At 72.4% G+C, this 20319-nt stretch carries 20 protein-coding genes; 9 read left to right on the top strand and 11 right to left on the bottom strand.

All coding sequences use genetic code 11. The annotated features are described in order from the left end of the window. Nucleotides 1-57 precede the first annotated feature (57 nt). Nucleotides 58-1791 carry a BCCT family transporter gene (locus ABEA81_RS27000; protein ID WP_345608394.1) on the top strand — a complete coding sequence of 578 codons (1734 nt, stop codon included), beginning with the start codon at nucleotides 58-60 and terminating at the stop codon, nucleotides 1789-1791. 829 nt (nucleotides 1792-2620) lie between these two features. On the opposite strand, the gene ABEA81_RS26995 is transcribed toward ABEA81_RS27000, so the two are convergent. Genes ABEA81_RS26995 through ABEA81_RS26985 form a run of 3 tightly spaced genes read right to left on the bottom strand, consistent with a single transcriptional unit; the run spans nucleotide 2621 to nucleotide 4991 of the window. Beyond that, entirely contained in the window at nucleotides 2621-3592 is a 972-nt protein-coding gene (locus ABEA81_RS26995; RefSeq protein ID WP_345608392.1) for an NADPH:quinone oxidoreductase family protein, read from the bottom strand. A gap of 42 nt (nucleotides 3593-3634) precedes the next feature. Beyond that, complete coding sequence (locus ABEA81_RS26990; protein WP_345608390.1) at nucleotides 3635-3967, bottom strand: putative quinol monooxygenase; 333 nt, start codon at nucleotides 3965-3967, stop codon at nucleotides 3635-3637. A 10-nt stretch (nucleotides 3968-3977) separates the two neighbouring features. Continuing rightward, on the bottom strand, nucleotides 3978-4991 hold the full coding sequence (locus ABEA81_RS26985; protein ID WP_345608388.1) for a LacI family DNA-binding transcriptional regulator: 1014 nt from the start codon (nucleotides 4989-4991) through the stop codon (nucleotides 3978-3980). Nucleotides 4992-5083: 92 nt separating this feature from the next. Between ABEA81_RS26985 and ABEA81_RS26980 the strand changes: the two genes are divergently transcribed. From ABEA81_RS26980 to ABEA81_RS26965, 4 genes are read left to right on the top strand one after another with little or no spacing between them, the layout of a single operon-like run. After that, nucleotides 5084-6424: an NAD(P)H-dependent oxidoreductase gene (locus ABEA81_RS26980; RefSeq protein ID WP_345608386.1), complete on the top strand. Its 1341-nt coding sequence runs from the start codon at nucleotides 5084-5086 to the stop codon at nucleotides 6422-6424. Between the two features lie 24 nt (nucleotides 6425-6448). Next, complete coding sequence (locus ABEA81_RS26975) at nucleotides 6449-7891, top strand: Nramp family divalent metal transporter (RefSeq protein WP_345608384.1); 1443 nt, start codon at nucleotides 6449-6451, stop codon at nucleotides 7889-7891. Next, nucleotides 7888-8208 (top strand): hypothetical protein, encoded by a 321-nt coding sequence (locus ABEA81_RS26970; protein ID WP_345608382.1) that lies wholly within the window; start codon nucleotides 7888-7890, stop codon nucleotides 8206-8208. Before ABEA81_RS26975 ends, ABEA81_RS26970 begins: the two co-directional genes overlap by 4 nt. A gap of 23 nt (nucleotides 8209-8231) precedes the next feature. Beyond that, nucleotides 8232-8939: an HAD family hydrolase gene (locus tag ABEA81_RS26965; RefSeq protein WP_345608380.1), complete on the top strand. Its 708-nt coding sequence runs from the start codon at nucleotides 8232-8234 to the stop codon at nucleotides 8937-8939. 36 nt (nucleotides 8940-8975) lie between these two features. On the opposite strand, the gene ABEA81_RS26960 is transcribed toward ABEA81_RS26965, so the two are convergent. Next, the gene (locus ABEA81_RS26960; RefSeq protein WP_345608378.1) at nucleotides 8976-9284 is read right to left on the bottom strand and encodes a hypothetical protein; all 309 of its coding nucleotides are present in this window, start codon (nucleotides 9282-9284) and stop codon (nucleotides 8976-8978) included. An 88-nt stretch (nucleotides 9285-9372) separates the two neighbouring features. Here ABEA81_RS26960 and ABEA81_RS26955 point away from each other — a divergent pair, with 88 nt between their 5' ends. Continuing rightward, nucleotides 9373-9978 carry a class I SAM-dependent methyltransferase gene (locus ABEA81_RS26955; RefSeq protein WP_345608376.1) on the top strand — a complete coding sequence of 202 codons (606 nt, stop codon included), beginning with the start codon at nucleotides 9373-9375 and terminating at the stop codon, nucleotides 9976-9978. A gap of 220 nt (nucleotides 9979-10198) precedes the next feature. Then, complete coding sequence (locus tag ABEA81_RS26950) at nucleotides 10199-10963, top strand: hypothetical protein (RefSeq protein ID WP_345608374.1); 765 nt, start codon at nucleotides 10199-10201, stop codon at nucleotides 10961-10963. 237 nt (nucleotides 10964-11200) lie between these two features. On the opposite strand, the gene ABEA81_RS26945 is transcribed toward ABEA81_RS26950, so the two are convergent. Further along, nucleotides 11201-12793, bottom strand: a complete 1593-nt coding sequence (locus ABEA81_RS26945) for a DHA2 family efflux MFS transporter permease subunit (RefSeq protein ID WP_345608372.1) — start codon at nucleotides 12791-12793, stop codon at nucleotides 11201-11203. Between the two features lie 96 nt (nucleotides 12794-12889). On the opposite strand from ABEA81_RS26945, the gene ABEA81_RS26940 reads away from it, so the two are divergent. Together ABEA81_RS26940 and ABEA81_RS26935 are read left to right on the top strand one after the other, a co-directional pair. Beyond that, nucleotides 12890-13501, top strand: a complete 612-nt coding sequence (locus tag ABEA81_RS26940; protein ID WP_345608370.1) for a TetR/AcrR family transcriptional regulator — start codon at nucleotides 12890-12892, stop codon at nucleotides 13499-13501. 107 nt (nucleotides 13502-13608) lie between these two features. Next, complete coding sequence (locus tag ABEA81_RS26935) at nucleotides 13609-14514, top strand: hypothetical protein (protein ID WP_345608368.1); 906 nt, start codon at nucleotides 13609-13611, stop codon at nucleotides 14512-14514. A gap of 11 nt (nucleotides 14515-14525) precedes the next feature. Here the strand turns inward: ABEA81_RS26935 and ABEA81_RS26930 are convergent, their stop codons facing one another. From ABEA81_RS26930 to ABEA81_RS26905, 6 genes are all read right to left on the bottom strand, one after another. Continuing rightward, complete coding sequence (locus ABEA81_RS26930) at nucleotides 14526-15419, bottom strand: sugar phosphate isomerase/epimerase family protein (RefSeq protein ID WP_345608366.1); 894 nt, start codon at nucleotides 15417-15419, stop codon at nucleotides 14526-14528. Next, on the bottom strand, nucleotides 15416-16585 hold the full coding sequence (locus tag ABEA81_RS26925) for a dihydrodipicolinate synthase family protein (RefSeq protein WP_345608364.1): 1170 nt from the start codon (nucleotides 16583-16585) through the stop codon (nucleotides 15416-15418). The genes ABEA81_RS26930 and ABEA81_RS26925 overlap by 4 nt, the downstream gene beginning before the upstream one ends. Before the next feature lie 97 nt (nucleotides 16586-16682). After that, nucleotides 16683-17816, bottom strand: a complete 1134-nt coding sequence (locus ABEA81_RS26920; protein ID WP_345608362.1) for a Gfo/Idh/MocA family protein — start codon at nucleotides 17814-17816, stop codon at nucleotides 16683-16685. Between the two features lie 8 nt (nucleotides 17817-17824). Continuing rightward, a complete protein-coding gene (locus ABEA81_RS26915; RefSeq protein ID WP_345608360.1) occupies nucleotides 17825-18601 on the bottom strand; it encodes an ABC transporter ATP-binding protein in 777 nt (258 codons plus the stop codon). Further along, nucleotides 18594-19322: an ABC transporter ATP-binding protein gene (locus tag ABEA81_RS26910; RefSeq protein WP_345608358.1), complete on the bottom strand. Its 729-nt coding sequence runs from the start codon at nucleotides 19320-19322 to the stop codon at nucleotides 18594-18596. The genes ABEA81_RS26915 and ABEA81_RS26910 overlap by 8 nt, the downstream gene beginning before the upstream one ends. Further along, nucleotides 19319-20311 (bottom strand): branched-chain amino acid ABC transporter permease, encoded by a 993-nt coding sequence (locus tag ABEA81_RS26905; protein ID WP_345608356.1) that lies wholly within the window; start codon nucleotides 20309-20311, stop codon nucleotides 19319-19321. Before ABEA81_RS26905 ends, ABEA81_RS26910 begins: the two co-directional genes overlap by 4 nt. Nucleotides 20312-20319 lie beyond the last annotated feature (8 nt).

Genomic DNA, 20319 nt, shown 5'->3' with positions numbered 1-20319 from the left:
CGCAATGTGACTCGTGGGAAGGGGGCAGGCCCGGGTCCAGGCCCGGGCCAGTCAGGCATGACCGTTCACAAAGAAGGCAAGACACCAACAGGCACGCACCTGCCGGACCCGGCGGAACCGCAGATCACGGCCGAGGAGCAGCAACCGGTCGACCGCTGGGTCTTCGGGATCGCCGCGGGCCTCGTCGTCGCGTTCCTCGTCTGGGGCTTCGCGTCGGTCGACTCGCTCAGCGCGGTGTCCTCGGCGGTGCTGTCCGGCCTGATGAACGTCGGCGGGTGGGCGTTCGTGCTCGTCGCCAGCGGGTTCGTCGTGTTCACGCTGTGGGTCGCGTTCAGCAGCTACGGCAAGATCCCGCTCGGTGGCGACGACGAGGGGCCGGAGTTCCGCACGGTCTCCTGGGTCGCGATGATGTTCAGCGCCGGCATGGGCATCGGGCTGATGTTCTACGGGGTCGGTGAACCGCTCTCGCACTTCGCCAGCCCGCCACCCGGCACCGTGCCGGCAGGCTCCCCCGAGGCCATCGACGTCGCGATGGCCACCACGCTGTTCCACTGGACGCTGCACCCGTGGGCGATCTACGCCGTCGTCGGCCTCGCGATCGCGTACAGCACGTTCCGCCGCGGCCGCCGGTCGCTCATCAGCTCGGCGTTCGCGCCGCTCCTGGGCGAGCGTCACACGGAGGGCCTGTTCGGCAAGGTCGTCGACATCCTCGCGATCTTCGCCACGCTGTTCGGGTCCGCCGCCTCACTCGGGCTGGGCACGCTGCAGATCGGTGCCGGCCTGCAGGCCAACGGGCTCCCGGAGGCGCCGCTCGCCCTGCTCCTCGGCATCATCGCGGTGCTGACGATCGCCTTCGTCGCCTCAGCGGTGTCCGGGGTCGCCAAGGGCATCCAGTGGCTGTCGAACATCAACATGGTGCTGGCCGGGATCCTGGCGCTCGTCGTGTTCGTCGGCGGCCCGACCATCTTCATCCTCAACCTCCTCCCGACGGCCATCGGCGACTACTTCGGTGACATGGCCCAGATGGCCGCCCGCACGGCCGCCACGGGCGGCGACGCCACCGCGCAGTGGCTGGCCAGCTGGACCGTCTTCTACTGGGCCTGGTGGATCTCCTGGACGCCGTTCGTCGGGATGTTCATCGCCCGGATCAGCCGGGGCCGCACCATCAAGCAGTTCGTCGTCGGCGTGCTGCTCATCCCCAGCGTCGTGAGCCTGGTCTGGTTCGCGATCTTCGGGGGCGCCGCGATCAACCTCCAGCAGAACGGCACCGACCTCGCGTCGGCGAGCCTCGAGGGGCAGCTGTTCGGGCTGCTGCACGCGATGCCCCTCGGCGGCGTGCTCAGCGTGATCGCCATGATCCTGGTCGCGATCTTCTTCGTGTCCGGCGCCGACGCGGCGTCCGTGGTCACCGGCACGCTGTCCCAGCGCGGCTCGATCGAGCCCCACCGCTGGGTCGTGATCTTCTGGGGTGTGGTGATGGGGGCCATCGCCGCCATCATGCTCACCATCGGTGCCGGCCAGGACGAGGCGCTCACCGGGATCCAGAACATCACGATCATCTCGGCGGCCCCGTTCGCCATCGTCATGGTCGCGCTGTGCATCGCGCTGGCGAAGGACCTGCACCACGACCCGCTGATGCGGCGCGACCGGCGCGCCGTCGCGGCCGTCGAGCAGGCCGTCGAGCACGGCACGAAGACCTACGGCGACGAGTTCGTCGTGGCCGTCAAGCCCCATCCGGACTCGGTGGCCGGTGCGACCAAGCCCGGCAAGGACGGAGCCGACGAGGCCTAGACGGTTGGTTCCTACTGGATCTTCGTCTGCGCGGGGATCTCGACACTCTCCCGGCCGCGCTCTACGTGTTCTGCGATGACCGGGGTCGTGACACCCGGATCGTGAACATCCGGCCCGTGATCGGCTGGAACGGGACGTCAGCTGCACCGGTGCAGCTCACGTCCCGATTCCGCCGATCACCCGCGCCGCGGCGCCGCCGGCCAAGTGCGGCGACACCGTCCATACGCCCTTCGGCCCCCATCCCGGCGATCGTGGCCGCCGCACCGGCCGCGGTAGCGCGTCGGCGCGTCGGCCGAGGGCCCGGGTCCTGCAGCCCGGCTCGCGTGGGCGCGCCCGCTCACCCCGGGACGGACGCCATCGACACCCGCCCGTTGCCCCGCGTGCAGACACCTGGGTCGGCATCGACCTCGCTGGTGGGCGCGGTGGCCGGCTTGGGTGCACTACCAACCCAGCCACCCGCCCAACCGCAGGCCCGGGACCAACCGGGGTGGACCCGCGGCAGGCCAGGACGAGGCGCCGGGCAGGCCGCGACCGGCGGGGCACGGCGCGCCCACCGCAGCGAACCGGTCACAGCGTGACCGCTCAGCGTCAGCGGCGATCCGTCGCCATTCATGGTCAGGTCGACACCACGGGTCTCGCAGCCGCGGCCCAGACCCATCACGTCGACATGATCACGCAGGGTGTCGACAACCACACGCACACGCGTCGTATCGACCCGCGCAGCGCATCCACGATTTGTCCGGTGAGACGGCTGCGGGGACCGGGCCCAGGCGCGCTCCGACACGGGTCGCCACCCCCGGTGATCCCCACCGAGTTCGGAATTGCCCGGCTAGGAGGCCGTCTCCAGCACCACCTTCCCGGTCACGCGGCGCTCGTCGATGGTCGCGAGTGCCTCGGCGGCGCGCTCGAGCGGGAAGGTGGTGCTGATCAGGGGGTCGAGCGCGCCGGAGCGCAGGTGGGGCTCCAGCTCGGCCCACTGCTGCTGCAGGTAGCCGCGGCGCGCGAAGGCGTACGCGCCCCACCCGACGCCCACGACGTCGATGTTGTTGAGCAGGAGGCGGTTCACCTTCACGGTGGGGATCTCGCCCGCCGTGAAGCCGACCACGAGCAGGCGCCCCTCCGGCGCGAGGCAGCGCAGCGAGTCCGTGAAGCGGTCGCCGCCCACCGGGTCCACCACGAGGTCGACGCCCGCGCCGCCGGTCAGCCCTTTCACGGCGTCCTTGAATCCGTCGGCGAGCACGGCATCGTGCGCGCCGGCGGCCCGGGCGACCTCCGCCTTGTCCTCGGTGGACGCCACCGCGATCACCCGCGCGCCGAGCGCAACGGCGAGCTGGATCACCGCCGTGCCCACCCCGCCCGCAGCCCCCTGCACGAGCACCGTCTGGCCCGCGCGCAGGTGCCCGCGCACGAGCAGGGCGAAGTGGGCGGTGAGGTAGTTCATCGGCAGGCCCGCGGCCGCCGGGAAGCCGATCCCGTCCGGCAGCGGCAGCACGTCGTCCGCGGCTACGGCGACCACCTCGGCGAACGCCCCCGTGGTCGTGAAGGCGGCCACGCGGTCGCCCGCCCGCAGGGTGGAGCCGTCCGGCGCCTCCCGCACGACGCCCGCCACCTCGGACCCGAGCGTGAACGGCAGCTCCGGCTTGGACTGGTACATGCCCTTCGTCTGCAGGACGTCGGGGAAGTTGACCCCGATCGCCCTCACGTCGACGAGCACCTGGTCGGCCTGCCGCCGCGGCTCCGGCACGTCGCGCACCTCGACCGCCGCCGGCCCGTCCAACCGCACCACCTGCACCGCGCGCACCGCGAGACCCCTTTCTCGACCGTCCGTTGCCGGGACACTACGTCAGAGGCGTCCCTTGTCCGGGTCGCCCGCGGGCAGGGCGGTCATCGTCACGACGGCAGGGGGCTCTGCGAGGAGTCCGTCGATCGCCCGGCCGAGCCGCTCGACCGCCTCGCCCGCGGAATGCGCGTCGAGCAGCTCCTGCGACTCCCACTTCTCCAGGAGCACCAGCGTGCCGTCCGCGGCGTCGTGCAGCGCGTAGAGCAGGCAGCCCTCCTCCGCGTGGACGCCGGGGAGCGCGCCCTCGATGGCCGCCCGGGCGTCCTCGCGGCGCCCGGGCAGCGGGCGGAAGACGGCGGTTACGACAACCGGAGTGACGACCGGTGCATGCGACATGTGTCCTCCTTCAGATCCGTGCGGTGCTCGATCGTTCCAGGAACTCGGCGGGAACCCGGATCCGCCGGGGCGCAGGCGGGAGCTTCTGCCGCATCCGGGCGTGCACCAGCTCGACCGAGTGCAGGGCGAGCATGTCGATCGGCTGGCTGACGGCGGTGAGCGGGGGCCGGATGAGCTCGGTCCACGGGTTGTCGTCGAAGACCACGACCGACAGGTCGTCCGGGATCGCGATGCGGGCCTGGGAGAGCATCCTCAGCACGACCCGCACCTGAGCGGTGTTGGCGACGACGAGGCCGGTGGGCGGGTCGTCGAGCGCGAGCATCCCGGCCACGACATCCGCCCCGCGGTCGCCGCGGAACGGCGCGGGGCGCACCAGCCGGTCGTCGCGCTCGATGCCGTGCTCCCGCAGCGCCCGTTCGTAGCCCCGCACGCGCTCGACGCCGGTGGTCGTGTCGAGCGGGCCCGAGACGATCCCGATCCGGGTGTGGCCGCGGTCGAGCAGGTGTCCTGTGGCCGTGGCGGCGGAGCCGACGTTCTCGATGCTCACGACGTCGACCCGGTCGAGCTCGGTGATGGAGCGGTCGACGAAGACCACCGGGATGTCGAGGGCGGCGAGCTTCTCCCACCGCTCGACGTTGTGGCCGGTCGGGGTGCCGATCATCCCGCCGACCGAGCGGTCGAGCAGCGTGTCGAGGGCCTGGCCCTCCAGGTGTGGGTCCTCCTGGGTGGTCATCAGCAGGATCTGCAGGTCGCGCGAGCGGGCCTCGGCGACGACGCGGTCGGCGAGGCGGGCGAAGAACGGGTTGGTGAGGTCCGCCAGCAGCAGGCCGACCGTCTCGCTGCGGCCGTGGGAGAGCTCCCGGGCGGCGGCGCGCGGCCGGTACGCGAGCGCCTCGATCGCCTCGAGGACCTGGCCGCGCTTCACCGGTGCGACCGGCCCCGTGCCGTTGAGCACGCGCGACACCACCGAGACGGACACGCCCGCGCGGGCGGCGACGTCCCGGATCGTTGCCGCCTTCTTCATGCCGCGCCTCCCGCGGACCGTTGACCTTGCCGAAAAGGCTGTGGTACCAAAATGGAACCGTTACCACCGACGTTATCAGGGCGGAGGCCCCGGTGAACTTGCACGATCTGTTGCAGGCCCGCCAGCGCGACGGCAACCCGGTACGGGTCGGGCTCATCGGGGCCGGGCGGTTCGGCACGATGTTCCTCGCGCAGGCTCGCACGATCCCGGGGATCCACGTCGCGGCGATCGCGGACATCGACGTCGACCGCGCGCGCCAGGCGCTGAAGCTGGTGGACTGGCCGCAGGACGCCGTCACCGCCGACCTCGCCACCGCGCTCGCCGACGGCTCCACGGCGGTGCTGCCCGAGGCCGGGCCGCTGTTCGGCTCCGGTGTGGACGTCGTGGTGGAGGCCACCGGCAACCCGATCGCCGCCACGTCGCACGTGCTCGCCGCCTTCGACGCGGGCCAGCACGTGATCATGGTGACGGTCGAGGCGGACGCGGTGGTCGGGCCGGCACTCGCCCGCCGGGCCGCGGACCGGGGCGTGGTGTACTCCCTCGCCTACGGCGACCAGCCCGCGCTGATCATGGAGCTCGTCGACTGGGCGCGCACCTCCGGGTTCCACGTGGTGTGCGCGGGCAAGGGCACCAAGTACCTCGAGCACTACCACGGGATGAACCCCGACAACGTGTGGGAGCACTGGGAGTTCTCGAAGGAGCTCACCGACTCCGGCCAGCTCAACCCGTACATGCACACCGCGTTCCGCGACGGCACCAAGGCCGCGATCGAGATGGCCGCGGTCGCGAACGCCGCCCAGCTCGTGCCCTCGGACGACGGGCTGACCTTCACCCCCGGCGACGTCGAGCAGATCGCCACGGTCTGCCGGCCCCGCGAGGCCGGCGGGGTGCTCGCCCACGAGGGCTCGGTGGACGTCATGTCGAGCGTCACCCGCAACGGCGACTGGATCCCGCACAACACGCAGGAGGGCGTGTTCGTCGTCGTCAAGGCCACCAACGACTACGTCTCCGGCTGCTTCTCCGAGTACGCGTGGCACGCCGACCCCACGAGGCGGTACGCGGCGCTGTTCCGCCCGTACCACTACATCGGCCTCGAGCTCGGGATCTCCATCGCGAACGCCGCCCTCCGCGGCATCGCCACCGGGGCGGCGAAGGGCTTCTACGGCGACGTCGTCGCCACGGCCAAGAAGGACCTGGTGGCGGGCGACGTGCTCGACGGCGAGGGCGGCTACACGGTGTGGGGGAAGCTGATCTCCGCCCGGGCCTCAGTCGAGCGGCGGGCGCTGCCGATCGCGCTCGCGCACCACGTCGAGCTGAGGCACGACGTCCCGAAGGGCTCGGTCGTCACCTGGGACGACGTGGAGCTCGGCGAGGGGCTCGGCCAGGTGCTCGAGCTCAGGCGGGAGACGGAGCGGCTGCTCGGGCAGCCCTGAGGACCGGCGAGTGGAAGGACAGCAATGGCGCGTCCAGAGAATCCGGAGACCGGGATGCCGCCCGGGAGCGCGTTCCTGCCCGAGGTGCCGCGGGAGCTGGCCCGGCGGCGGCTGAGCCTGCGGACGATCGTGCTGTTCTTCGGGCCGGGCGCGATCATCGCCTCCCTGACCGTCGGCAGTGGCGAGACCGTCCTCGCGTCGCGGCTCGGGGCGGTGTTCGGGTACGCGATCCTCTGGCTGGTCCTGGTGGGTGCGGTCACGAAGGCCGCGATCATCTACGCGTCCAACCGCTACATCGTCCTCACGGGCGAGCACCCCATGAGCGGCCTGGCCAAGGCGATCCCCGGGCCGCGCGGCTGGTTCCCCGCCCTGATCGGCGCCCTCGCCGTGCTGTCGTTCCCGTTCGTGGCGAGCGCCCTCGCCACCGGTATCGGCAGCTACCTCGAGATCGTGTTCGGCGGGCCGGCCGTCGCGTGGGGGCTGGTGCTGCTGGTCCTCGCCGCGGCGCTGGCCTGGTTCGGCTGGTACGCGCTCCTGGAACGCGCCCAGGTGGCGATCGTCTCGCTCAAGGTCGCCCTCGTGGTCGTCGCCGTGTTCGCCGCGCAGCCGCAGTGGCTCGACGTGGTCGCGGGCTTCGTGCCGCAGGGGTTCGGCTACGAGCCCTTCGTCTTCACCGAGTACCCGGACATCGCCGACCGATCGGTGTGGATCGAGGCGGTCGTGTTCATGGGTGGGCTCGGCGGCGGCATGTACGACTACATCGGCTACGCCGGCCTCATGCGCGAGAAGCGCTGGGGCGCGCTCGGCCTGCCCGGGCGCGAGCGGGCCGTGGAGCCGCTCGCGCTGGACGACACGCCGCAGGAGCGGGAACGGGTGCGCGGCTGGTCGCGGGCGCCGCTCGGTGACGTCGTGCTCAGCTTCACGGCGATGGCGCTCACCGCGATCGCCTTCGTGATCACCGGCACGGAGATCCTCGGCGCGGCCCACAACGTGCCGAACGGCCAGAACGTCCTCACCTACCAGGGCGACGTGCTCGGGGTGATCCACCCCGTGTTCCGGTACTTCTACGTCCTCGCGATCATCATGGTGTTCTTCGGCACCATGTACGCGATCTGGGAGGTCTACTCCCGCACCACGTACGAGTCGCTGTCGGCCGTGTCGGGGAAGGTCCGGACGGCCGGGATCGGCACCACCCGCACCGTCGTCTACGCCTACATCCTGCTCGGCGGCGCCGCACTGATCCTCACCGGCGCCGACCTGGTCGCTCTGATCACGCCGGCGAACATCGTGGGCGGCACCCTGGCCTGCGGGATCTACGGCCTCGGCCTGCTCGTGCTGGAACGGCGCGTCCTCCCGGCGGCGCTGCGCACGAGACCGGCCGCGCGGGTGCTCGTCGCCCTCTCGTCGGTCGTGCTGCTCGGCGCCGGGCTCGTCGCGCTCGGCCAGTACGTCGGGGTCCTGCAGTGAGCCCCGGACACGCGCTCGCGGGATGCTGCTTCCTCGTCCTCGCCGGGATGCGCGCCGCCGAGGGCTCTTGGGTGTGGGCCGGCGTGTTCGCCCTCGCCGCACTCGCACAGGGCCTCCTCGGCTCCCGGTTCCGGCCGCCGCACCGACGGCACGGCGGGGCCGGGCCACGGCAGGCGTCGACGTGGCGCCTGCTCACGGTCTCGTCCTGTCTCCTCAGCGCGGTGCTGCTCGTCGTGCAGCCGGTGCTCGGCCTGGTGGCCGCGGTCGTCGCCCTCTACTGCGTGTGGGCGGCGCGGGCCCACCGGACGGCCGGCTGACGCCGGTCGGGGACCATGGGCGCGTGGCGATCAAGGGCGTGCTGTTCGACTTCTCCGGGACCCTCTTCCGCATCGAGAGCACGCAGCGCTGGCTCACCGCCGTGCTCGAGGAGACCGGCACCGCGCCGGCGCCCGCGGAGGTCGCGGAGCTCGCCCGACGGCTCGAGCGGGCCGGCGCCCTCCCGGGTGGTGCGCCCCCGCACGCCGTGCCCGCACACCTGGCAGAGCTCTGGGCCACCCGCGACGAGACCCCGGAGCGGCACCGCGCCCTGTACACCGGGCTCGCCCGGCAGGTCGACCTTCCGGACCCGTCCCTGTACGACGCCCTCTACGACCGCCACAGGTCCCCCGAGGCCTGGCGCCCCTATCCCGACGCCACGGAGGTGCTGGAGGCGCTGCGGAGGCAGGCCGTCCGCATCGGCGTGGTCAGCAACATCGGCTGGGACCTCCGGCCGGTGTTCCGGGCACACGGGCTGGACACCGCCGTCGACGCGTTCGTCCTGTCGTACGAGCACGGCATCCAGAAGCCGGACCCGGCGCTGTTCCGGCTCGCCTGCGAGGCGCTCGGCGCCGACCCGCCCGACGTCCTGATGGTCGGGGACGACCGGGGCGCCGACGGCGGCGCCGCCGCGATCGGCTGTGCGGTCCACTTCGTGGACCACCTGCCCGTGGAGCGCCGCCCCGACGGTCTCCGTCCGCTGCTCGCCCTGCTCGACGGGCCGCGGCCGTGATCGGACCTTCCGGTCGCCCGAACCACGCGGGTGCGATCAGGCGGGCACGCCGTCGTCGTAGGTCACGGCGCGCGGCGTGGTGGTGAGCTCCTCGACCAGGGCGGTGAGCTTGCGGTCCATGCGCTGCTGGACGCGTTCGAGGCCGTCCAGCTCGCAGGCGAGGTCCACGGCCCGGTCCGAGTTGCCGACGCCGTCGAGCGCCGTGGCGAGCTCGGAGCCGACCCGCTCGATCCGCACGCGGCACCGGTCCGACGCCTGGACGTGGGCGAGCAGTCTGGCCCGCTGGTCGGCACCGACGGTGTCCGGCACGGACGCCACGAGCTGCTGCAGCCGGTGTGGATGCATGGCGGTCCCCCCTCACGTGACGGGCATCACCGGAGACGGTAGATGCGGACACTCCGGTGGGGAAGGCCCCACCGCTACGGTTCGGGTCGTGACGGCGTGGGTGGACACCGGCCGCTTCGTTCGCGAGTTCGTGCGCGACCCCCTGCACACGGCATCGGTGACGCCGAGCTCACGGGCCCTCGCGGCGGCGGTGGTGCGGGCGATCCCGACGACCGGCCTACCGGTCGTCGTCGAGCTCGGCCCCGGCACCGGGGCGTTCACGCGGGCGATCCAGGAGCACACCGGCGGGCGGGCCCGGCACGTCGCCGTGGAGCTGAACCCGGGGTGGGCGCGGCTGCTCGCGGACCGCCACCCCGAGGTCGACGTGGTACGGGCCGACGCCCGCGAGCTGCCCCGCGTGCTCGGCGAACGCGGCATCACGGCCGTCGACGCCGTCGTCAGCGGCCTGCCGTGGGTGGCCTACTCCCCCGGCCCGGACGGCCGCGGCCTGCATGCGGTGATCACCGAGGTGCTCGCCCCGACGGGTGTGTTCACGCAGTTCGGCTACACCTGGACGCGCTGGGCCCCGCCGGCCCGCCGCCAGCTCGCCGACCTGCGCGCCCACTTCGCCGAGGTGACGACCAGCCGCACGGTGTGGCGCAACGTCCCGCCCGCGATCGTCCACGAGGCCCGCCGCCCCGTTCGCCCTGGCTGAGCGAGAACGCCGACGGCCCCGCCACGGAAGACCGGCGGAACGCGGGTGAGCTCGACCGGACAGTCCAATACCGCTACTCCGAAGTGACGCCTCCACGAGCGGGAGAAATGCGTGGAACGCGGATACGGGCTAGCGGGATTACCCGATCTTCGCTGGTGGTACGCCGTCCGCACAGCGACGCTGCGCCCGCATCCGTACCTCACGACGTGGAGGGCTGGGCATGTCCGACGAACAGAGCCGAGAGCCGGAAGAGACCACGGGGTCCACCGGCCGCACCGGACCAGCCCATCCCGCGCGGGCCGCGATTCAGCGCTCAGGGGGTGCTGTTGCTGGTGGGGCGGTCGGCAAGACCCGCTCGGGTGTTCGCGGCGGCGCGAACAGGCTCGGCCGGGTCGCGAGCAGCACCACCGCGTCCGGTGGGAGCGCCGCGGGCGGCCTGGCCACGACGGCGGGCACCGCAGCGGCCGCCGCGAAGGACGCCGGCACGACGACCGCGGGCACGGCAACGGGCACCGCGAAGGGCGCCGTCACGGCAACCGCCGGCATTGCGAAGGGCGCCGTCACAACGGTCACGGACAAGGTGGCGAAGCCGCTGCTGAATGGGGTCGGAGTCGGGTTCGCTCTCGTCGTCCGCAAGATCATGCTGTTCCTCCGGTTCCTGCGCCAACTGGCACTCCGGCTGCTCGACGCGCTCGAGCATCTGGCACGCCGCCTGCAGGAACTCGCCGCCAGGTACCGCGGTGTCGAGCAGCAGGAGGTCGAGGACGCCGGCGAGGACCGGGGTGACCGCCGCGAACCCGGGACTCGACCCGCCCCTTCGCAGCGGCCGGAGGGCCGGCGACCGCGGGGCCCGGCTCGGCCGCGTCCGGATGCGGCTCCGCCTGACGCGCCTGCCTCTGCCGCGCCGCGCCGCACACCGTTGGCCGGCCGTCCCGAACGGTCCGGTCGCCGCGCGCCGGGAGCGGGCGGGCCGAAATCGTCGTAGTTCTTGCTTCCCGCCTGCCGAGGTCGCCGTGCACCCGGCCGAGGCGGAACCCGCGCACGAGCTGTACCTGAAGTGCGACGACATCGAGCAGGTGCTGGCCGGTTGCCCGGCCGAAGGCGGCGAGGTCGTGACGCCGGTGAGCGACCAGGGTTGGGGCCTCCTCGCGTCGATCCGGCTGCCGAGCGGCACCCCGTTACCGATCTACCAGCCCCGCCACCCGTCGCCCTCGATCTCTGATCACAGCTCGGGTGCCGCGGGTGCGGAGCCGTGGGCGGGGCCGCTCCGCAGCGGTATCGCGAGCAGCGCGCCCAGCACCGTGATCAGCGCTGTGACCAGGAAGACGTCGCTGTAGGACGAGGCCAGCGCGTCCAGCTGGGTGCGTTGCACGACGGCGTACATGCCGAGGATGTCGACGCCGTCGGCACCCGGGGGCCCGAGCACGGGCAGGGTGGTGGTGCCGGCCGGCAGCAGCGCGGCGCGGTCCGCGATGGCCTGCGTCTGTTGCGCCGAGGCCAGCGCGGTCAGGACGGCCAGGCCCATCGCGCCCGCCACCTGGCGGGCGACGTTGTTGAGCGCGCTGCCCTCGTTCACCTTCTCCGTCGGGAGGCTCGCGATCCCCGCGGTCATCACCGGCATCATCGCCAGACCCATGCCCGCCGCCCGCACACAGGTCCACAGCACCACGTCGCCGTGCGTCATGTCGGGGTTGATGCCGCAGAGCAGGTAGGTGCCGTAGGCGGAGATCGCGAACCCGGCCACCGCGAGCGGACGCGGGCCGATCCGGTCGTAGAGCCGGCCCGCGATCGGCATCAGCACGGCCACGACGAGCGCCTGCGGCAGGATCCGCAGCCCCGCCTCGAACGCCGTGAGCCCCTGCCCCTGCTGCAGGAACACCGGTACGTAGAACAGCACCGAGAAGAGCCCGGTGGTCAGGATGGACAGCAACAGCAGCGAGTTCGTGAACGCCCGGTGCCGGAACACCCGCACGTCCAGCAGCGGGTGCGCCACCTCCAGCTCGATCACCACGAACGTCGCCAGGCTGAGCAGCCCGAAGATCATCAGCATCAGCACCGGGTAGGACGTCCAACCCCAGTCCTCGCCCTGCTGGAAGGCGAGCAGGACGGCGAAGAGGCCGAACCCGATCGTGAGGAACCCGAGCAGGTCGAACGGGCGCCGCGGCCCCCGACCGGAGTCCGGCAGCACCAGGTACGCGGCGACCGCGCCGAGGATGCCGACCGGCACGTTGATGTAGAAGATCAGCCGCCACTCGGTGTGCTCGACCAGGTAGCCGCCGAGCACCGGGCCGATCGCCGGGGCGAACACGATGCCCAGCCCGTACATGCCCATCGCGATGCCGATCTTCTCGCGCGGCACGATCTGGTACACCATCGTCAACGTGACCACCGGCAGGATGCCGCCCGGCACCGCCTGCAGCACCCGGAACGCGATGAGGCTGCCCAGGCTCCAGGCCAGACCGCACAGCGCGGAGCCGGCCGAGAAACCGAGCAGGGTGGCCAGGTAGGTCCGGGTCAGCCCGAAGCGGTCACCGAGCCAGCTGCTCAGGGGAACCACCACGCCCAGCGTGAGCGTGTAGGCGGTGGCGATCCAGAGCACGTCCTCCGTGGTGGTGCCGAGATCGTCCTGGATGGCCGGGATGGCCACGTTCACGATCGTCACGTCCAGCACGGACATGAACATCCCGACGATCAGGACCAGCAGGGACACCACCCACGACGCGGCCGGGGCCTGCTCCCCGCCCGGACCGGGAACGGGGGGAGGGGCCGCCGCCTGCGGCTCGCTCGTGCGGGCCGTGGAGGTCGTCCGCGTCATGGGCGTCATCGTGACATAGAGAACCATTGGTTCTCTAGTAGGAAATTCAGATTCTCTTGAAATCGGGCCGCACGGGTCGGCGGTAGAGTCCTGCCGATGACGGTGGCGGACGCGAAGCAGGCGGGGGGCGATCACCGCAAGGGACCCCGGCGGCGGGGCGACACGTTGCACGCCGCCATCTACGAGGCGACCCTCGCCGAGCTCGCCGACGCCGGCTACGCCGAGCTGAGCATGAAGAGCGTCGCGCGCCGGGCCCGGGCGAGCACGGCGTCCCTGTACCGCCGTTGGTCCAGCCGGGCCGAGCTCGTGGTCGACGCGATGCGGACCCGGGCCCCGGTGGTGCTGGAGGTTCCCGACACCGGCACCGTCCGGGGCGATGTGCTCGGCTTCATGCGGCGGGTCGCCGAGGTCCTGAACGGCCCCGCCGGCGAGGCGGTGCGCGGGCTGATGATCGAGGCGATGGGCGATCCGGAGCTCCGGGCCGTCGTCCGGGCCCGGTTCGTCGAGCCGGCCACCCGGTGCATGCTCGAGGCGCTTCGGCGCGGCGTCGTGCGCGGCGAGGTCCGCCCTGCGGCGCTCACCCCGGTCGTGGCGGGCGCCGCCATCGCCGTCCTGCGGGAGCAGTTCCTCCTGGGCGACAGATCGCTCCGGGACTCGTTCCTCGTCGAGGTCGTGGACACGGTCGTCCTCCCGCTCACGCGGGCCTGACGTAGCGCAACGTCCCGCGGGGCTCGATGGACGAGATCGGACGTGCCGCGCATCATGGGTGCGGGGGGTGGTCCGTGATGTGGCGGCGCAGGCGGTTTCTCGTGTCGATGCCGGCCGAACCCAGGCCGATGATGGGCCGCGAGATCGAGCTGGCACCGGGGCGGCGGGTCGATGGGCGCGTCGCGATCCGCTTCTTCACGCTCGACCACGCGCTGGAGTTCCGAACCCGGCCCGTGATCTACCGGACCGTCGATCCGAGCACGGTGACCCAACGGGTCGTCGGCTCGGTGGTTCCGTGTACGCCCGAGGAGAACGCGCGCTGGACCGAGGCGGCGGTGGCGTGCGTCGCCGAGATCGACAGCGCGGCACGGGATCTGCACGAGGCCCACCTGCGCGCGGCGCAGCCGCTCCCGCGACGGCGCGCACGCGCGGAGCGGATGCGACGCGACTGGGACGACGCGCAGCGCCGCTACCGGTCCCGCTTCCAGGCGGCGGTCGACCGCTATTCACCGGTGGGCCTCGAGATCTCGGATGCGATGCGGCGACAGGAGGAGCTGGATCGGCAGCGCTTCCTCGCCGAGCGGAAGGCGGCGGAGCTGGCGGAGCAGCGCAGCGAGGCGATCGCGAAGCAGCGGCTCGGTGATCTCGCCGGCGAGCTCCGCTGGAGCATCCGGGTATCGGATTCCCCGAGCCGCACGCTGCACGTGGTGTGCGTGGGTGTTGCGCCGCACGCGGTCCCGCACGACGCTGCCCCGCTGGTGGAGGACGTCGACGTGCGCACGCTGCGGGAGTCGATCATGGAGCACCGGGCCACCGGCCCGGTGAGGTTCGACGAGTCCATCGACGAGCACATCAGGGCCCGCTTCGCGGACCTGCCGGGTCTCGCCCGCTACACCGGGTTGTGGCGGCTCTGGTGGGACCTGTTCGCAGAGGACTACGAGCCCCGCGAACGGTCCCGCTCGAACACGGCGACGTTCGGGTCGAGTTCGACCTACAGCGGCTTCCACTGCTGAAGTCGGTCCCATCAGAGGTGGGGCTGCACCAGCTCGACGTAGCGGCGGGCCATCGTGGCGACCACCTCGGCACCGGGGGCCGCCCAGACGTCGGCGTGGAAGATCTCCACCTCGACGTCGCCGGTGTACCCGGCCGCGGCGACGGCGCGGGTGAAGGCGGGGAAGTCGATGTGGCCGTCGCCCATCATCCCCCGGGCGAGCAGGGAGTCGGCCGGGAGCGGGGTGATCCAGTCGCACACCTGGTACGACACGATCCGCTCCCCCGCCCGCGCGATCTGGGCGTGCACGCCCGGCTCCCACCACAGGTGGAAGGTGTCGACCACAACGCCGACCTCGCGCGGTGCGAACGCCTCGGCGATGTCGAGGGCCTGCGCCAGCGTGGAGATCACGCCGCGGTCCGCGGCGTAGATCGGGTTCATCGGCTCGATGCCGAGCGTCACCCCCCGCTCCACGGCGGCCGGGACGAGCGCGGCGATCGCCTCGGCCGCCCGGCTGCGGGCTCCGGTGAGGTCCTTGTCGCCCGGCGGCAGCCCGCCGGGGACGAGCACGAGCGCGGTCGTGCCGAGCGCGGCGGCCTCGTCGAGCGCGCGGAGGTTGTCCTCGTGCGCCGCGGCGCGCCCGGCCGGGTCGGACGCGGTGAAGAACCCGCCGCGGCACAGCGAGGAGACCCGCAGCCCGGCGTCGTCGACGATCCGGCGGGCCGTCCCGGCGCCGACCTCGGCCACCGGCTCGCGCCACAGGCCGATCGCCGGCAGCCCCGCGGCGACGGCGCCCTCGACCGCCTCCCGGAGGTTCCAGTTCGCGGTGGTGCGCTGGTTGAGCGAGAGCCGGGCCAGCCGGGGGTCGCCGGGCGCCGGGGTGTCCACGTGCGCCGGGCTCCCGCTGGGGACGTCGAGAACGGTCACCGCACCGCCCCGGCCACGCCGAGCAGGCCACGCAGCTTCGTCGCCGCCGCCTCCGGGTCCGGGAACAGCCGCGCCTCGTTGGCCAGCGCGAACACCTCGGACAGGTGCACCACCGATCGCGCCGACTGCAGCCCGCCGACCATCGTGAAGCCCGGCTGGTGCCCGGAGAGCCATGACAGGAACGCGATGCCGGTCTTGTAGTAGAAGGTCGGCGCCTCGAACACCTTCCGCGACAGCGGGAGCGTCGGCGCGAACTCCGCGTTGTAGCGGTCCAGGTCGCCCTCGTCGAGCGCGGCGAGCGCGGCCGCTGCGGCAGGCGCGATCGCGGCGAACGCGCCGAGCAGCGCGTCGGAGTGGTGGGTGCCGGCGCCGCGGATCAGCTCCGGGTAGTGGAAGTCGTCGCCGGTGTAGAGGCGCACCCCGTCGGGCAGCTCGGCGCGCAGCCCCACCTCGTGCTCGGCCGAGAGCAGCGAGACCTTGACGCCGTCGACCTTGTTCGCGTGGGCCTCGACGAGCTGCACGAACGTGGCCGTCGCGGACGCGACGTCGGCCGAACCCCAGTAGCCGGCCAGCTGCGGGTCGAACGCCTCGCCGAGCCAGTGCAGGATCACCGGCTCCCGCACCTGGCGCAGCAGCGCCTCGTAGACGCGCAGGTAGTCGTCCGGCCCGACGGCCACCGCGGCGAGCTGCCGCGACGCCATGAGGATCACCTGGGCGCCGGTGCCCTCGACGTACTCGACCTGCTCGGTGTAGGCGGCCAGCACGTCGTCGACGGTGCGCAGGTCGGTGCGGTGGTCGGTGCCCGCGCCCGCCGCGATGCGGGCACCGTGCTCGCGGGCCTGCTCGGCGCTGCGGCGCACCAGCTCCTGCACGGCCGGCCAGTCCAGACCCATGTTGCGCTGCGCCGTGTCCATGGCCTCCGCGACGCCGAGGCCGTACGAGAAGAGGTGGCGGCGGAACGCCAGCGTCGAGTCCCAGTCGACGACGGCGGGCGCGCCCGGCACGTTCTCGCCCCACGGGTCGCCCACGACGTGCGCGGCCGCGAAGGCGACCCGGCTCCGGTACGGCTGCGGGTGCGGCACCCACTCCCGCGGCGCGGCCAGCGAGACGGTGCGCCACCCCCCGCCGGCGACGGGAAGCTCGATGCGGGAGTCGACGACGGTCATGCCACACCCCCGGCCCCGAGTGACAGCATGGTGGCCTTACTGGCACAACACGGCAGCAAAGCCACCATGCTGGCATACGGGGCCCCGGGGCGGCGGGTCATCTGGTCGCCTCCAGCTCCACTCGGGTGCCTTCCCTGGACGACCTCAGCGCCGCGTCCACCAGCCGCAGGCCGCGCACGCCGCTGGCGAAGTCGTACGGGTGCTGCCGGCCGGCGTCGACGTCGAGCAGGTACTGCTCCCACTGGGCGCGGAAGCCGTTGCCGAACTCCCGGTTGTCCGGGATCTGCTCCCACTGCGCCCGGAAGTCCTGGTCGGTGGGCACGTCCGGGTTCCACACCGGCATGGGCGTGCGGACGCGGGGCTGGATGCGGCAGCCGAAGAGGCCCGCGACCGCCGAGCCGTGCGTGCCGTCCACCTGGAACTCCACGAGCTCCTTGCGGTCCACCCGCACCGCCCACGACGAGTTGATCTGCGCGATCACGCCGCCGGCCAGCTCGAAGATCCCGTACGCCGCGTCGTCGGCGGTGGCCTCGTAGGGCTCGCCCTTCTCGTCCCACCGCTGCGGGATGTGCGTGACCGCCTTGGTCATCACGGCCTCGACGCCGCCGAACAGGTGCTCGAGCACGTAGTTCCAGTGGCAGTACATGTCGAGGACGATGCCCCCGCCGTCCTCGGCCCGGTAGTTCCAGCTGGGGCGCTGGGCGGGCAGCATGTCGCCCTCGAAGACCCAGTAGCCGAACTCCCCGCGCACCGACAGGATCCGGCCGAAGAACCCGGAGTCGATCAGCCGCTTCAGCTTGATCAGCCCGGGGAGGTAGATCTTGTCGTGGACCACGCCGTTGACCATGCCGGCGGCGCGGGCGGCCGCGACGAGCTCCTCGCCCTCGGCCACCGACTCCGCGATCGGCTTCTCGGTGTAGACGTGCTTCCCGGCGGCGATCGCGCGCAGGATCGTCTTCTTGCGCTCGCTGGTGACGAGCGAGTCGAAGTAGACCGGAGCGTCGTCCTCGGCGAGGGCGGCGTCGAGGTCGGTGTGCACCGTCTCGATGTCGTGGGTGCGGGCGATCTCGGTGAGCTTCTCGCGGTTGCGGCCGACGATCACGGGCTCGACCTGCAGGCGGGTGCCGTCGGGGCGCAGCACACCGCCGTCGTCACGGATCGCGAGGATGGACCGTACGAGGTGCTGGCGGTAGCCCATCCGCCCGGTCACGCCGTTCATGACGATGCGCATGCACTTACCTACTTTCCTGGTGTGACGGTGGGACGGCCGCCGAGGTACAGCTCGGCGAGCTGGGGGTCGGCGAGCAGCTCGGGCGCGGGGCCGCTGATGTGCACCCGGCCGAGGTCGAGGACGCAGCCGAGGTCGGCCGTCTCGAGGGCGCGCCGGGCGTTCTGCTCGACGAGCAGGATCGCGAGCCCGGCCTCGCGCATCGCGACGACCTGCTCGAACACCACGGCGGTCGCCTTGGGGTCGAGGCCCATCGACGGCTCGTCCAGCAGCAGGACCTCGGGGCTCACCATCAGCGAACGGGCGAACTCCACCTGCTTCTGCTGGCCGCCCGACAGCAGCCCGGCGAGCGAGCGCCAGCGCTCGCGGACCACCGGGAAGAGATCCTGCACGAACGCGGCCCGCTCGGCGACGCGGGCCTTGTCGGTGATCGTGTACGCCCCGAGCAAGACGTTCTCGGCCACGGTCATCTCGGGGAACACGCTGTGCCCCTGCAGCACGTGGGCCACGCCCGCGGCGAGCATGCGCTGCGGGGAGAGGCCGGTGACGTCCTTCCCGTCGACGCGGACGGCGCCCGACCGCGGCGCGAGCAGCCCGCTCGCGACCTTGAGCACGGTGGACTTGCCGGCACCGTTCGGGCCGACGAGGCAGACGACCGTGCCCGCGGGCACGCTGACCGAGAGCCCCCGCAGCACCAGGGCGGCGCGGCCGTAGCCGGCCTCGATGTCGCGGAGTTCGAGAAGTGGCTCAGCGCTCTCGGTTCGCTCCGCAAAGCTCCGCTCAGACACCGAGGTACGCCTCCAGCACCGCCGGGTCGGCCCGGACCGCGTCCGGCGGGCCCTCGGCGATCGGCCGCCCGCGGTCGAACACGACCACGTGGTCGGACAGGCTCATCACCAGCTCCATGTTGTGCTCGACGACGATGAAGGTGCGGCCCTCCGCGTTGAGCTCGCGCACCAGCGCGGCGATCCGGTCGATCAGGGCGGGGTTCACGCCACCTGCCGGCTCGTCCAACATGATCGTTTCGGGGTCGGCCATCAGGACCCCGGCCAGCTCCAGGAGCTTCTGCTGGCCGTAGGACAGGTTGCGTGCCTCGGCGTCCTCCAGGTGGTCGATGCCCACCCGCCGCAACCACCCGCGGGCCCGCTCGACGTCGGCGGCCGCGCCCGCCGAGCGCAGCAGGCCGGCCAACCCGCGCGGCCGCACGGCGGCGAGCACGTTCTCCCGCACCGTCATGCGGGGGAAGATGCGGCAGAGCTGGAAGCTGCGCCCGATGCCGGCGGCGGCGATCCGGTAGGGGGCCTTCCCGGTGACGTCGCGGCCCCGGTAGCTCACGGTGCCGGCATCGGGCCGGATCATCCCGGTGACGCAGTTGAAGAACGTGGTCTTGCCCGAGCCGTTCGGCCCGATCACCGCGTTGATCTTCCCGTCCAGGAACTCGACGGAGGCGTCGTCGACGGCGCGCACGCCGCCGAAGGACTTCGCCAGACCGGTGGTCGCGAGGTTCACCGTGCCACCTCAGCTCGTTCGCGCAGCTCGGCCGCGGTGACCTCGCGGATCGAGCTCTGCTGCGGGCGGAACCGGGCGAGCACCCCCTGCGCGGCGGGGATCACGCCGTCGGGCATGAACAGCACGACGACCGCCAGCAGGAGGCCGGTGGCGACGAGGTGGAACTGGGTGTCGCCGAAGGAGACCTTGAAGTACTCGATGGCCACGCCGACCACGAACGCGCCCAGCACCGGCCCGAACAGGTGCCGCACCCCGCCCAGGAGCGCCATCAGCACCATGTAGGAGCCCAGCAGGATCGAGAACTGGAAGATCGGGTCGAGGTCGCCGAACCACAGCGCGTAGAGGCCACCCCCGAGGGCGGTGAACGTGGCCGACACGACGAAGGCCACGAGCTTGTAGGCGAACGTCGGCACGCCCAGCGACTGGGCCTTGTCCTCGTCCTCGCGGATCGCCTTCAGCCCCAGCCCGAAGCGGGACCGGTCGATCGTCCACCACGCCAGCAATGCCAGGCCCAGCAGCACCGCGAAGAGCAGGAAGAACACCATGTGGTGCTGGGGGCGCAGGAGGTCGGGGAACGGCCGCGGCACGACGAGGCCGTCGGAGCCACCGGTGAACTCCCGCCAGCTCTGGAACACCAGCAGCAGCACCAGCACGAGCGCGATGGACACGATCACGAACGACGCCCCGCGCACCCGCAGCGCGGCGATACCGATCGGCACCGCGAGCACCGCGACGATCACGCCGGCCAGGACCAGTGCGAGGAAGCTCGGCACCCCGGCGCGTGTGATCAGCAGGCCGGTGCCGTACGCGCCGAGCCCGAACCACGCCGCGTGGCCGAGGGACATGTAGCCGGTGAAGCCGCCCACGAAGTTCCACGACGTCGAGAGCACGGCGTACGAGAGCACGACGACGCCGGCCGACGTGATGTACGGGTTCGGGCTCCAGAGCGGGAACGACAGCAGCGCGGCGGCGCCGACGACGAGCGCCACCCATCTGG

Origin of the sequence: Pseudonocardia adelaidensis, assembly GCF_039543345.1 — a bacterium.
GTDB lineage: Bacteria > Actinomycetota > Actinomycetes > Mycobacteriales > Pseudonocardiaceae > Pseudonocardia > Pseudonocardia adelaidensis.
The sequence above is the reverse complement of the archived record's forward strand: the minus strand, read 5'-3'. Positions and strand labels throughout refer to the sequence as shown.